This is a genomic window from Streptomyces sp. NPDC026417 (genome assembly GCF_055567695.1).
Genome location: NZ_JBVHPY010000004.1, coordinates 50,980 through 64,451 on the forward strand (window position 1 = coordinate 50,980; position 13,472 = coordinate 64,451).

The 13,472-nt window shown below is 72.6% G+C and carries 12 protein-coding genes; 7 read left to right on the forward strand and 5 right to left on the reverse strand.

Annotated features, from left to right (window positions below; all coding sequences use genetic code 11):
- The first annotated feature begins 26 nt into the window (after positions 1-26).
- Both ACZ4NT_RS07860 and ACZ4NT_RS07865 read left to right on the forward strand, forming a co-directional pair.
- Positions 27-314, forward strand: coding sequence for a YiaA/YiaB family inner membrane protein (locus ACZ4NT_RS07860; RefSeq protein WP_121404070.1), 288 nt, complete (start codon positions 27-29; stop codon positions 312-314).
- Positions 315-407: 93 nt separating this feature from the next.
- Positions 408-1,034, forward strand: coding sequence for a TetR-type transcription factor C-terminal domain-containing protein (locus ACZ4NT_RS07865; RefSeq protein ID WP_121404072.1), 627 nt, complete (start codon positions 408-410; stop codon positions 1,032-1,034).
- Positions 1,035-1,229: 195 nt separating this feature from the next.
- On the opposite strand, the gene ACZ4NT_RS07870 is transcribed toward ACZ4NT_RS07865, so the two are convergent.
- Complete coding sequence (locus ACZ4NT_RS07870; protein ID WP_121404074.1) at positions 1,230-1,691, reverse strand: MaoC family dehydratase; 462 nt, start codon at positions 1,689-1,691, stop codon at positions 1,230-1,232.
- A gap of 107 nt (positions 1,692-1,798) precedes the next feature.
- Between ACZ4NT_RS07870 and soxR the strand changes: the two genes are divergently transcribed.
- Positions 1,799-2,308 carry a redox-sensitive transcriptional activator SoxR gene (gene soxR, locus ACZ4NT_RS07875; RefSeq protein ID WP_121404075.1) on the forward strand — a complete coding sequence of 170 codons (510 nt, stop codon included), beginning with the start codon at positions 1,799-1,801 and terminating at the stop codon, positions 2,306-2,308.
- A 619-nt stretch (positions 2,309-2,927) separates the two neighbouring features.
- Here soxR and ACZ4NT_RS07880 read toward each other — a convergent pair.
- Both ACZ4NT_RS07880 and ACZ4NT_RS07885 read right to left on the reverse strand, forming a co-directional pair.
- Complete coding sequence (locus ACZ4NT_RS07880; RefSeq protein ID WP_121404076.1) at positions 2,928-3,995, reverse strand: RNA ligase (ATP); 1,068 nt, start codon at positions 3,993-3,995, stop codon at positions 2,928-2,930.
- A gap of 91 nt (positions 3,996-4,086) precedes the next feature.
- The gene (locus ACZ4NT_RS07885) at positions 4,087-4,848 is read right to left on the reverse strand and encodes a 3-keto-5-aminohexanoate cleavage protein (RefSeq protein ID WP_183116894.1); all 762 of its coding nucleotides are present in this window, start codon (positions 4,846-4,848) and stop codon (positions 4,087-4,089) included.
- Positions 4,849-4,918: 70 nt separating this feature from the next.
- Between ACZ4NT_RS07885 and ACZ4NT_RS07890 the strand changes: the two genes are divergently transcribed.
- Positions 4,919-5,437, forward strand: coding sequence for a hypothetical protein (locus tag ACZ4NT_RS07890; RefSeq protein ID WP_121404078.1), 519 nt, complete (start codon positions 4,919-4,921; stop codon positions 5,435-5,437).
- 207 nt (positions 5,438-5,644) lie between these two features.
- Here ACZ4NT_RS07890 and ACZ4NT_RS07895 read toward each other — a convergent pair whose 3' ends face one another.
- Positions 5,645-6,250: a hypothetical protein gene (locus ACZ4NT_RS07895; protein WP_121404080.1), complete on the reverse strand. Its 606-nt coding sequence runs from the start codon at positions 6,248-6,250 to the stop codon at positions 5,645-5,647.
- A 321-nt stretch (positions 6,251-6,571) separates the two neighbouring features.
- Here ACZ4NT_RS07895 and ACZ4NT_RS07900 point away from each other — a divergent pair, with 321 nt between their 5' ends.
- Positions 6,572-9,361, forward strand: coding sequence for a penicillin acylase family protein (locus tag ACZ4NT_RS07900; protein WP_467724233.1), 2,790 nt, complete (start codon positions 6,572-6,574; stop codon positions 9,359-9,361).
- A 224-nt stretch (positions 9,362-9,585) separates the two neighbouring features.
- Here the strand turns inward: ACZ4NT_RS07900 and ACZ4NT_RS07905 are convergent, their stop codons facing one another.
- The gene (locus tag ACZ4NT_RS07905; RefSeq protein WP_121404084.1) at positions 9,586-10,824 is read right to left on the reverse strand and encodes a DUF1343 domain-containing protein; all 1,239 of its coding nucleotides are present in this window, start codon (positions 10,822-10,824) and stop codon (positions 9,586-9,588) included.
- A gap of 174 nt (positions 10,825-10,998) precedes the next feature.
- Here ACZ4NT_RS07905 and ACZ4NT_RS07910 point away from each other — a divergent pair, with 174 nt between their 5' ends.
- On the forward strand, positions 10,999-11,763 hold the full coding sequence (locus ACZ4NT_RS07910) for an SDR family oxidoreductase (protein ID WP_467724234.1): 765 nt from the start codon (positions 10,999-11,001) through the stop codon (positions 11,761-11,763).
- A complete protein-coding gene (locus ACZ4NT_RS07915) occupies positions 11,760-13,442 on the forward strand; it encodes a class I adenylate-forming enzyme family protein (protein WP_467724236.1) in 1,683 nt (560 codons plus the stop codon). Before ACZ4NT_RS07910 ends, ACZ4NT_RS07915 begins: the two co-directional genes overlap by 4 nt.
- Positions 13,443-13,472: the final 30 nt, after the last annotated feature.

Here is a 13,472-nt window from a genome sequence, read left to right on the forward strand (position 1 = left end):
GTGCCCTGTCCGCCGAAGCTGTTCCCATGAGTGAGACACCGGTCAAGCAGCAGTCCACGGCGGCGTTCTACGGCCAGGCCGTGGCTTCCTTCTCGGTCGCCATCGGGGCGACCGCTCTCGGCATCTTCCGCCTGGACGCCAACGCCTGGGTGCGCGGCTTCCTCGGTATCGCCGTCCTCTATCTCGTGACCTCCTCCTTCACGCTGGCCAAGGTGATCCGCGACCGCCAGGAGGCCGGGCAGATCGTCAGCCGCGTCGATCAGGCGAGGCTGGAGAAGCTGCTCGCCGAGCACGACCCCTACGAGCAGCGCTGACCACTTTCGCGCGCCGCTGAGCGGGCACTCTAAGCGCCCGCTCAGCTTCGGGGGTATGGTGTTCGTCCTGCCACTGGAAGGGGCGCGAGCGATATGAGTACGGCGGAGGAGACGGCCGGCGGCGAGATGCAGCCGTGGGGAGAGGTCACCCCGGACGCGGCCAGGCGGCTGCTCGTGGCCGCCGTGGAGGCCTTCGCCGAGCGTGGATACCACGCGACGACGACCCGGGACATCGCCGGCCGCGCGGGCATGAGCCCCGCCGCGCTCTACATCCACTACAAGACCAAGGAAGAGCTGCTCCACCGGATCAGCCGCATCGGGCACGAGAAGGCGCTGGCCATCCTGCGCGCGGCGGCCGACGGGGAGGGCGGCGCCGCCGAGCGCCTGGAGGTCGCCGTCACCTCCTTCGTCCGCTGGCACGCCGCGCAGCACACGACCGCGCGCGTCGTCCAGTACGAGCTCGACGCCCTCGGCCCCGACGCGCGCGCCGAGATCGTCGCGCTGCGCCGTCAGGTCGACGCGCAGGTGCGCGGGATCATCCAGGACGGCGTGGAGGCGGGCACCTTCGACGTGCCGGACGTCCCCGGGACCTCGCTCGCCGTGCTCTCGCTCTGCATCGACGTGGCGCGCTGGTTCAACGTCAACGGCCCGAGGACCCCCGACGAGGTCGGCGCCCTCTATGCCGACCTCGTGCTGCGGATGGTCGGCGCGAAGAAGTGACCGGCGGTCCGTGACCGGCCGCGTTCGCGGCCGGCACGGCTCTCGGTCCGCCACGGGGTCCGGGCGCGGGCGCCCCGGTGCCGGAACCCGCGGGGCTCCGGGCGGCCCGATGCCGCGGGGCTCCGCACCGCGGCACGCGGAAGGGTGCCGGGCCGGAAACGGTGGGGTCCGGGCCCGGAGTGGCGGCGGGCCCGGTCAGAAGTAGTAGCGGGAGACCGACTCCGCGACGCACACCGGCTTGTCGCCGCCCTCGCGCTCGACCGTCACCGCGGCCGTGACCTGCACGCCGCCGCCCGCGTCCGTGACCTCCTGGAGGACCGCGGTCGCGCGCAGGCGCGAGCCCACGGGGACCGGCGCCGGGAAACGCACCTTGTTCGTGCCGTAGTTGACGCCCATCTTCATGCCCTCGACCCGCATCACCTGGGGGACCAGTGCGGGCAGCAGCGACAGCGTGAGATAGCCGTGCGCGATCGTGGTGCCGAACGGGCCCGCGGCCGCCTTCTCGGGGTCCACGTGGATCCACTGGTGGTCGCCCGTGGCGTCCGCGAAGAGATCGATCCGCTTCTGGTCGACCTCCAGCCAGTCGCTGTGGCCCAACTGCTCGCCCACGGCCGCCTTCAGCTCGTCGGCGGATGTGAAGATCCTCGGCTCTGCCATGTCCCTGGCCTCCCACGCGTCAATGTCTAAGCGACTGCTTAGCATGGTCCGGCTCGGGGCTCCTGTCAACGGACCGGCCGTGTCGCGGGGTGGGTAGGGTTCGAGGGGTGCCCCAGATTTCCGAGAAGATCCACGAACTCACGGTCGGCCAGCTGTCGGCCCGTAGCGGTGCCGCCGTCTCGGCCCTGCACTTCTACGAGTCCAAGGGCCTGATCAGCAGTCGCCGCACCGCGGGCAACCAGCGCCGGTACCACCGCGACGCGCTGCGCCGCGTCGCCTTCGTGCGCGCCGCGCAGCGCGTCGGCATTCCGCTCGCCACGATCCGCGAGGCGCTCGCCGAACTGCCCGAGGAGCGCACGCCGACGCGGGAGGACTGGGCCCGTCTCTCCGAGGCCTGGCGGTCCGAGCTGGACGACCGCATCACGCAGCTGAGCCGGCTCCGCGACCATCTGACGGACTGCATCGGCTGCGGCTGTCTGTCCCTGGAGAACTGCGTGCTCTCCAACCCCGACGACGTCTTCGGTGAACGCCGGGCCGGCTCCCGGCTGATGGTCGAGCGGACCCCCGCCGCCCGGCCGGCGAAGCCGCGGACGGAGAACTCCGAGGACTGCTGCTGAGCGGCGCCCCCGGGCCTGGGGGTGGCCGGTTCGGCGCCGCCTGGCACGGCACCTCGCCGCGTTGGCGCATCACCCGAGTACGCCCGTACGCGGGGCATGCTGCCTGATCCGAGGTGAACCCAACGCACCCCCTGGGTGCGCCGCCCTCCGACGGCTCGGCTCCCGCGACCGACCCGCCGGCGCGCCCCGGACGGGGCCGGGCGGTGCCCCGGGTCCGCCCGAGCGCCGTGGGCGGATGCCGGGCGGCGTACTCGGGCCGACGCGTACGGTCCGTGCACCGCTGCGGGCCGCGCCAGGTCGCCAGGCCCACCCGGGGCGGGCCTCCCGAGCGGCGGTTCGGCGCGGCTCCTGACATCCTCGGGGCCTGTTCCGGCAACCGCGTCCGCGAGTCCTCCGCTGCGCCCGAGCCGCGCCGGGCTCCGGCGCGTCCCCGGGCGTCCCGGCGACCGCTGCCGGGCCACGCGCGCCAGGGGGCCCGCCCCCGGCCCGGGAGCCGACGACGGATGCCGGCCCGCGCGCCGCGAGGACTCACTCCCGGGGGCCCGGCGGCCGTCGCCCCCACGGCTTGGCTGCCGAGCCGCGCCCTCCGGCGGTCACGGCGGAGCGTGCCTCCCGCGGCCTACTCGTACTCCGTGCCGCCCTTGCGGGTCAGGTACTCCGGGCTGACCGCCTTGGCGATGGCGCGGCCCCCCGTCACCGGGCTGTGGCGCTCGGCGGCCGGGCGGATCACGACGCCCTCCCGCAGATGCAGCGCACGCCCGGACACGGTCTCCCGGCCCGAGGCGGTCTCCAGGACGCGCTCGATGTCGTAGGGGCCCGCGTACAGCCTTGGTGCCAGCGGCAGTTCACCCTCCAGCAGCTCCGCCGCGTCGAGCCAGCGGACCCGGCCGTCGATCTCCGCCGAGACGTCGAAGACGGCGTAGCCGAGCGTCTCGCGACGGCCGTCGGCGCCGTACGACAGGTCCTGGACGCCCGCCCCGTACACCTCTCCGAAGATCCCGACGCGGGTCGCGCCCAGGCGCTCGGCCAGCCGGGCCGCCGCCTCGGGCACGCCGTGGCCGCGGACCGCGCGCCAGTACAGATTGCGCGGGTCCTCCTTGAGGGCGAGCGACTTGGCGCCGAGGCCCTTGGAGGAGACCTGCACGCGTCCGTCGGCTGCGAAGCAGGTGAGCAGGCAGGCCGAACCGTGCAGCTTCTCGGTCAGGACCACCGGCTCGCCGGGCGTGAAGATGTCCGGGTGGCGCTGGATGTTCTCGATGTCGACCCAGGGCAGGAGGTCCGGTGCCGGCTCGACGTCGCCGTCCATCGTGGGCGGGACCGGCGGCACCCACTTGACGATGCCGAGCAGCTCGGCGAAGTCGGTCCCCTCGGCGGCGGCCCGCGCCAGGTCGACGTCCGCGAGGGCCTTCGGGCGGCACACGATGCCCTGGGACAGCTCGCCGCGCAGCCGGACCGCCTTGACCCGGTCCGACCCGCTCCCGGCCAGCCGCCCGGTCAGCCCCAGTTCCTCGATCAGGGCGGACGGCAGCACGGACTGCTCCGGGATGTAGACGGCGGGGTCACCGGTGCGGTAGAGCCCCTTGGCGACGACGGCCCGGTACAGGCCCACCTGGGCGAGCTCCAGTGCGTCCGCGTTCGGATGCTCGTGGACGGTCAGCACTTCGGCGGTGACGCGCAGCGTCGACATCGTGGGCTCCTCGGTTCCTCAGCCGTGTTTCATCGCCCTCAACTGTCCTGACGGGAAAGGGGTGGAGCCACCGAATTCGCTGCTGGTACGGTCACCGGCCCGTGTGCCCCGGGGGAGTCCCGGCCCAGCCCGCCCGCCCGCCCGGCGCGAGGAGGCCGAGCGCCTCCGTCACCAACCAGGCGTTGGACACCGCCCGTTGGCCGTCCGGCCCGGTCAGTGTGTCCTCCAGCCCGATCCGGGTCGCGAGGCCCAGCCGCCCGGCGAGCCGCAGGACCGGCCACGTACCGCCCTCCTCGCCGTGCAGCAGTACCGGTCTGCCGTGCGCGGCGCCGAGGTCGCGCAGCAGGGCCCGGGCCGATTCCTCCGCCGTCGCGGGGCTCGGGTCGGTCACCTCGGCCAGGACGCGGAGCACCCGTCCACCGAGGGGCGACACGGCGAAGCGGGCGGCGCCCTCCGTGCCGGACCAGATGCCCGCCTCCACGCCCACCCCCCGGTCGAGGAGCGCCGCGGCGACCCGCTCGGCGCCCGGCTCGTGCCAGTTGACCGAGGCGTGGTCGGGGAGCACCGTCCAGGCGCGGATCCGGGCCACCCGGGCCGCGGGATCCGGCTCGGCCCACGCCCCCGTGGTCACCCCGACCGGGACGCGGATCCGTGAACGCATCGCTTCGAGCACGGCCGCGACCGCTTTGGCTGACAAGGTGTCCTGTCCGCAAGGAGACTTGGGATGGACATGGACGTCCGACGCCCCGGCCTCGACGGCCCCGGCGGCGGACTCGGCGAGCGCCCCCGGGGACATCGGCACGGCCGCCCCGTCACCGGCCCCACGGGCCCCGTTCACACAGACCTGCACCATGCACCCGATGGTGCCGGACGCCACCGACAATTGCCGGGATCCGCGGAACCGGCACCGCGCAGGAGGAACCATGGGTGTCGTCGTCAGCTCGCTGAAATGGGACGCCACGCGCTCGGGGGCCCAGCGGATCACATACGACCAGGACGGCTACCACCTCGTCCGCTTCCCGTACGAGACGACCGAGGAGTCCTACGACCCCTGGAAGATGCACGACCCGGCGAACGGCGGTCCCGGCGAATCGGCGTACCCCGACGCCCGCTCCGGGCTGATCTGGCCGAGCCACGACGGCTGGGGCGTGCTCTCCGCGATGGTCTTCTGGGAGGCGGACACACGCGCCCTGGAGTACCGGGCGCGCTTCGTGCGGGACCCTCTCAACTCGTCCACGGGATACGACTCGACGGCCACGAACGACACGATGCTCACCCGGGGCGGCCAGTTCCGCACCTACCTGTGGCAGATGTTCGTGCACCCGGGGACGCCCGTCGGACTGAAGATCGCGGCGCGCGGGGCGGGTGACGCGAGGATCGCCACCCGGATCACGCTCGCCGAGTTCAAGCTCGCCATCCACACGGACGTGCAGACGCCCTAGGCGTATTGACCCGCAGAGTCCCTCCGTCCGCCCGGAGAGCGGGCCCGGCGTCCACGTGCTCTCGGCGTGCCGGGCGCAAGGCCTCGTACTGGATGTACTCGGTATGTACTCGGCCTTGCGCCCGGTGCGGCGAGCGCGCGTGCCAGGCGTCGCGGGGCAGGAGGGGCCTGGAGGGGGTGCGGCCCTCCCGGCGCACCCCCGTCCTCGTCACGCCGACATGAGCAGCAGTCGTCCGCGTCGGGTCTCCGCCAGGGCCTCGGGTGTCAGGACGGGCCGCGGCACGACGATGCCGCACTCCGTGCAGACCGGTCCCGACGACGGTTCGTGGGCCAGGTCGTACTTCCAGACCAGGCCCTCCCCGGTGCACACCGGGCAGACCGCGCCCGGTTCCCGCTCCAGCGCGGCGATCAGCCGCCGCAGCACTTCGGCGAGGGGTTCATGAGGGTGCACACCCGGGTCGTCGCACCACGCGACACCGAAGCCGCCCCAGGTCAGCCGGTGCCAGTCGTCCACGGTGCCCGGCCGGCGCAGCCCGTCGTGCTTCTCCTTCTTGCGGCGCTGCGCGAAGGCGACCTCGTAGGCGAGCCAGACCTTGCGGGCCTCTTCCAGTTCGTCCAGCGCGGCCACGAGCCGCGCCGGGTCGGGGGAGCGGTCCTCGGGGCCGAAACCGGCCCGGGAGCACAAGTGATCCCAGGTCGCCCGATGCCCGTACGGGGCGAACCGCTCAAGGCACTTGCGCAGTGAGTAGCGCCGCAGTGCCAGATCGCACCGCGGGTCGCGCACCTGTCTCGCCAGACTCCGGAAACCGGCCATCGCCCTGCACCTCCGTCACATCTGCACCTGCACTTCGGTCACTTCGGCGTCGTCGTCCTGCGGACGTCGCCGAGTAGACGTATCGACACGCGATTCGGCTCCATCCGATTTCCGATGCCTGCCATAAACCGTCCACCGATCCCTTCACGGCGCGCCTCCCGCCGGCTGTCGGCAGCCTGCCGAAAGCCGGCCGCGGACACGGTCCTTCCACGCGCGGAGCCCCCGACGGGGCGGTCCTCCCCGGAAAGTGACGCATGTTCACCTTCCAACGCGGGGATACCGGCGGTAACGTCCGGCACACCCCCGTCGGGAGGAGCTGCCATGCCACGGCGCACCCCACGCACCACCCTCGACAGACTGAGAACTCCTCACAGATTCCCCAAGTTCCTCAAGAGCGCATCCATATGCGTCCTCATTGCCGGTCTTTTGTCCCCCATTACCCAAGCGACCGCGGAGCCGGCTGCCGTCACCGCAGTCGAGGACCACTGCGGAGGTCAGTGTTCGGACATTCTTCCGCCCGGTGAGAACGGGAACGCCACGCTCGCCGAGATCCTGCTCAATCAGGCCTTCGGCACCCAGCCCGCCCACGCCGAGGACCAGCTCGCCCCCTACGGCAAACTGCCCTCCGGCCACTCCGCGCTCACCGACGCGAAGATCAACGACTTCTTCAACGACGCGTCCTTCGGCGTCCCCTCCGACCAGGTCGCCTCCCGCACCAGGCCCGCCGGCCGCGCCGACGTGACGATCGTCCGGGACAAGAAGACGGGCGTTCCGCACATCTCGGGCACCACCCGCTACGGCACCGAGTTCGGGGCCGGGTACGCCGCCGCCCAGGACCGGCTCTGGCTGATGGACGTCTTCCGGCACGTCGGACGCGGACAGCTGACCTCCTTCGCGGGAGGAGCGCCGTCCAACCAGGGCCTGGAGCAGCAGTTCTGGCGCAACGCGCCCTACACCGAGGCCGATCTCCAGGCCCAGATCGACGACGCCACCGCCGGCAACGGCTCCCGCGGGCAGCAGGCCCTCGCCGACGCCAAGGCGTACATCGACGGCGTGAACGCCTACATCGACGCCTCCGACAAGGGCCGCTACTTCCCCGGCGAGTACGTCCTCACCGGCCACAAGGACTCGATCACCAACGCCGGCACCATCGAGCACTTCAAGCTCACCGACCTGGTCGCCCTGGCCTCGGTCATCGGCGCGCTCTTCGGTTCGGGAGGCGGGGGCGAGGTCGGCAACGCCCTGTCACTGCTGGCCGCCCAGTCCAAGTACGGTGTGGCCGAGGGCACCGAGGTCTGGGAGGCCTTCCGCGAGCGCAACGACCCCGAGGCGGCGCTCACCCTCCACGACGGCACGAGCTTCCCGTACGCCTCCAGGCCCGACGACCCGCAGGGCCGGGCCCTGCCCGACGCGGGCTCGGTGACCGGTGAACCGCTGGTCTACGACCGCACCGGGAGCGCGGCCGCGCCCGCCGCCGCCGGAGCCTCGGCCACGGCGTCCGCCACCGCGCTCTCCTCGGCCAGACGCGGGATGTCCAACGCGCTGGTGGTGAGCGGCAAGCACACCGCGAGCGGCCATCCGATCGCCGTCTTCGGCCCCCAGACCGGGTACTTCGCACCGCAGTTGCTCATGCTCCAGGAGATCCAGGGACCGGGGCTCAGCGCCCGCGGCGCCTCCTTCGCGGGCCTGAGCATGTACGTCGAACTGGGGCGCGGCCAGGACTACGCGTGGAGCGCCACGACCTCGGGTCAGGACATCATCGACACCTACGCGGTCGAGTTGTGCCAGGACGACCACCACTACCTCTACCACGGCACCTGCACCGCCATGGAGAAGGTCGAGCGCACCAACGCGTGGAAGCCGACCGTCGCCGACTCGACCCCGGCCGGCTCGTACCGCATGCAGGTCTACCGCACCAAGTACGGGCCGGTGGAGTACCGGGCGACGGTGGGCGGCAAGAAGGTCGCGTACACCAGCCTGCGCTCCTCGTACCTGCACGAGGCCGACTCGATCATCGGCTTCCAGATGCTGAACGACCCCGACTTCGTGAAGGACGCGGACGGCTTCCAGAAAGCGGTCCAGCACATCAACTACACCTTCAACTGGTTCTACGCGGACTCCGCGCACACCGCCTACTACAACAGCGGCGACAACCCGGTGCGCGCGCCCGGCGTCGACGCCGACTTCCCGGTCCGGGCGGAGGCCGCCTACGAGTGGCGGAACTGGAACCCGGCCGGCAACAGAGCCGACTACACCCCGGCGTCCGCCCACCCCAACTCCGTCGACCAGGACTACTACATCTCCTGGAACAACAAACAGGCCAAGGACTACTCGACGGCGTCCTGGGGCGACGGGTCCGTCCACCGCGGCGACCTGCTGGACGACCGGGTCGGGAAACTGGTGGCCGCAGGCGGGGTGACCCGATCCGCACTGGTGAAGGCGATGGCCGACGCCGCACTGGTCGACCTGCGGGCCGAGGACGTGCTGCCCCTGCTCCTCAAGGTTCTCAACCGGGAGGCCGTCACGGACCCCGCGGCAGCGGCGGCGGCGGAGAAGCTCTCCGCCTGGGTGGGCGCGGGCGCCCGGCGTACCGAGACCTCGGCCGGGTCGAAGACCTACGCTCACGCCGACGCGATCCGCATCATGGACGCCTGGTGGCCGCTGCTGGTGAAGGCCGAGTTCGAACCCGGTCTCGGCAGTGGCCTGTACACCGCCTTCACCGGCAACCTGCCGGTCGACGAGTCGCCGTCGGCCGCGCACGGACCGACCGGGGCCCACGCCGGGAGCGCCTTCCAGTACGGCTGGTGGAGTTACGTCCACAAGGACATCCGGGCGGTCCTCGGCGAGCCGGTGGCGGGCGGACTGGGCCGTGAGTACTGCGGCGGCGGCAGCCTCGGCGCCTGCCGCGACGTCCTGATCAGCGCTTTGAAGGAGGCGGCGGGAAAGACCGCGGCCCAGGTCTACCCGGGTGACGACCAGTGCGCGGCGGGCGACCAGTGGTGTGCCGACTCGATCGCGCACCGCACGCTCGGCGGCATCAAGCACGGCCGGACCACCTGGCAGAACCGGCCCACCTATCAGCAGGTGGTGGAGTTCACGTCGCACAGGTGACCCCGGGCGCCACGCGGGCGCGGTGCGGCGGCGGGTCGGCCCCCGAGGCCCGCCGCCGGCACCGGCTCCGCCGGTTCCCGGTGGCGGACGACGTCGCGGGCCCCGTCCGGCGGTCCGCGACGCCGCGCCACCGGGGCCGCCGCCGGCTCGCCCGGCCCGGGACGGTCCGTGCTTGCCGGAGTGGGCCCGGCGGTCCGGGACCCGGCCCGGGCGGGCACCGGCGGCTACCGGTAGAGGAGGTACTCCGCTCGGACGCGCCGGAACGCCGACAGTTCGTCCTGCCAGGCCGCCACGACCTCGTCGGCCGTCGCCCCCGCGTCGATCATCGTGCGCACCAGCGTCGAGCCCGTCAGCTTGTCGATCCAGTTGTCGGAGCGCCAGGCGAAGCCGCTCCAGACCTTCTTCGCGGTCACCAGGAGGGCGACGCCGGTGCGTACGGGGTCGTACGCGGCCCGGTCGTGGACGTGGACCTGCACCCCGCCGACCGTCTTCCCCTGGAACTTCGAGAACGTCGGGGCGAAGTACGCCTCCCGGAAGTGCACGCCAGGCAGCCCGAGCGCCCCGGCGGCCTCGGCCCACCGCCCGTCGAGGCCCTCCGCGCCGAGCAGTTCGAAGGGCCGGGTGGTGCCCCGCCCCTCCGACAGGTTCGTCCCCTCGAAGAGACAGGTGCCGGGGTACACGAGCGCGGTGTCGGGCGTCGGCATGTTCGGGCTCGGCGGCACCCAGGGGAGCCCCGACGCGTCGTAGAACTCCGACCGCTTCCACCCCGACATGAGCACGGTCTCCAGCGGTACGGGGTTCGTGAGGAACTCGCCGTTGAACAGCCGCGCCAGCTCCGCCACCGTCATCCCGTGCGCCTGCGCGATCGGCTCCCGGCCGACGAAGGTCGCGAACTCCTTGTGCAGCACGGGCCCCTGGGCCGCGCGCCCGGTCACCGGGTTCGGCCGGTCCAGCACCACGAACCGCTTGCCCGCGAGCCCGGCGGCCTCCATGCAGTCGAAGAGCGTCCAGATGTACGTGTAGAAACGCGCCCCCACGTCCTGGATGTCGAACACGACCGTGTCGACGCCGGAGGCGGTGAACACGTCGGCCAGCGGCCGGCCGCTCTTCAAGTACGTGTCGTAGACGGGGAGTCCGGTCGCCGGGTCGTCGTAGCGGCCCTCGGAGCCGCCCGCCTGGGCGGTGCCGCGGAAGCCGTGCTCGGGGCCGAAGACGGCGGCCAGGTCCACGCGGTCGTCGGCGTGCATCACGTCCACGATGTGGCGCACGTCGCGGGTGATGCCGGTCGGGTTGGTGACGATGCCGACCCGTCGCCCGTCGAGCAGCGCGTAACCGTCCGCGGCCAGGCGTTCGAAGCCGGTGCGGAGCCGCCGGCCGCCCGCGGGGGCGGCGCCGGCCGGAGTCGTGGACGCCGCCACCGCCGCCGTGGTGGCGGCGAGCAGGCCTCGTCGGGACAGCTTCATGCGGTGACCTCCGTGATCGACGGAACTGTCATGGTCACGCACGCTAGCGGTCACCGGGGCGGCGCGGAACGAAGCGGACCGGCCTCGTCGCCACCACCCCTTCCGTCACTACATACCGACTGGTTAGTCTGGCGCAGCAGCAGGAGCAGATTCGCGTCGCGTCGAAGGAGACCGATGGTGGAAGCCGTGCAGGATGCCGGAGTGGTCGTCACCGGAGCGGGAGGTGGCATCGGGGCCGCGCTGGCCCGTCGCTTCGCCGCGGAAGGGGCCCGCGTCGTGGTCAACGACCTCGACGCCGACAAGGCGAAGGCCGTGGCCGAGGAGATCGGCGGGATCGCGGTCCCCGGCGACGCCTCCGCGATCGTCGCCGAGGCCCGGGACGCCCTCGGCGGCACCGTCGACGTCTACTGCGCCAACGCGGGCCTCGCCTCCGGCGGCACCGAGGCGGCCGACGAGCAGGTCTGGGCGCTCGCCTGGGACGTCAACGTGATGGCCCACGTCCGTGCCGCCCAGCAGTTGATCCCGGGCTGGCTGGAGCGCGGCAGCGGCCGCTTCGTCTCGACCGTCTCCGCCGCAGGACTGCTCACCATGGTGGGCGCCGCGCCGTACAGCGTCACCAAGCACGGGGCGTACGCCTTCGCCGAGTGGCTCTCGCTGACCTACCGCCACCGCGGCGTGAAGGTCCACGCGATCTGTCCCCAGGGGGTCCGCACCGACATGCTCACGGCCAGCGGCAGCGCCGGCGACCTGGTGCTGCGGCCCACCGCGATCGAGCCGGACGACGTCGCGTCCGCCCTGTTCGACGGGATGGCCGAGGACAGGTTCCTGATCCTTCCGCACCCCGAGGTCGCCGGGTACTACGGGGCCCGGGCCACGTCCCCGGACCGCTGGCTGACCAGCATGAACCACATCCAGCAGAAGTGGGAGACGTCCCGGTGACCGCCTCCCGCTACGCGGCCAAGCCCTGGCTGGCCCAGCTCGACGAAGCGCAGCGGGCCCCCGTCAGCCCCCTCGACTCACTGGTGCACGCCCTGCGCCGGGCCGTGGCGGCCACCCCGGACCGGACCGCCCTCGCCTACTTCGACGGGCGGCTCGACTACCGCGAGGTGGACGAGCTGAGCGACTCCGTCGCCGGACACCTCGCCGCCCGCGGCCTGGAGCCCGGTGACCGGGTGGCGATCCTGCTCCAGAACTCCCCGCACTTCGTGCTCGCGCTGCTGGGCGCGTGGAAGGCGGGCGCGATCGTCGTGCCGGTCAACCCCATGTACAAGTCGGGCGAGGTCCGCCACGTGCTCCAGGACGCCGAGGTGAGCGCGCTCGTCTGCGCCGACCGGGCCTGGGAGTCGTATCTGCGCGAGACGGCCGCCGACTCGCCCGTACGCATCGTGCTCACGGCCTGCGAGCTGGACCTGCAGACCCGCAACGACGCGCGCGTGCTGGGCTTCGAGCGGCTGCCCGTCGCCACCGACGCCGAGGACCTCGTGACCGTCGCCCGCCAGGGCCACAAGGCGCCCGGAGGCCGCGACGCCGTGCCGTCCGACATCGCGCTGATCAGCTACACGTCGGGCACGAGCGGCGCCCCCAAGGGCGCCACCAACACCCACGGCAACCTGATGCACAACGCCGAGCGGCAGCGCACCGGCCTCGACCTGCCCGACCCGCCGGTCTACTTCGCCATGGCCCCGCTGTTCCACATCACCGGGATGGTGGCCCAGCTCGCCGGCTGCCTGAACAGCGCGGGGACGCTCGTCCTCGCGTACCGGTTCGAGGCCGGGGTGGTGCTCGACGCGTTCGCCGAGCACCGGCCCGTCTACACCGTGGGCCCCTCGACCGCGTTCATGGCGCTGGCCGCGCACCCCGCCGTCACCCCGGACCACTTCTCCTCGTTCCGGATGATCTCCTCGGGCGGGGCACCGCTGCCGCCCGCCCTGGTGGAGAAGTTCCGGGCCGGCTTCGGCCCGTACATCCACAACGGCTACGGGCTCACCGAATGCAGCGCGCCCTGCGCCTCCGTGCCGCCCGGCCGGGAGGCCCCGGTCGACCCGGTCTCGGGGACGCTCGCCGTGGGCGTGCCGGGCCCCGACACGGTGGTCCGCATCGTCGACGACCTCGGTGCGGAGGTGCCCTTCGGGGAGCAGGGCGAGATCCTCGTCCGCGGCCCACAGGTGGTCCCCGGCTACTGGCGCCGCCCCGAAGCCACCGCCGAGACCTTCCCGGACGGCGAGCTGCGCACCGGGGACATCGGCTTCATGGACGCGGACGGCTGGCTCTACGTGGTCGACCGCAAGAAGGACATGATCAACGCGTCCGGCTTCAAGGTGTGGCCGCGCGAGGTGGAGGACGTCCTCTACACCCACCCCGCGGTCCGCGAGGCGGCCGTCGTCGGCATCCCCGACGGCTACCGCGGAGAGACCGTCAAGGCCTACATCAGCCTGCGCCCCGGCAGCGAGGCGGACCCCGACGGACTGGCCGCGTACTGCAAGGAGAGGCTGGCCGCGTACAAATATCCGCGGCAGGTGGAGATCCTGCCGGAGCTGCCGAAGACGGCAAGTGGGAAGATCCTCCGGCGGGAACTGCGCGTCCGCCCGGACGGCACGTCACCGGCGGACAACGCGTAACACCAGGTACAGCGATTCGGAAGGCAGGTG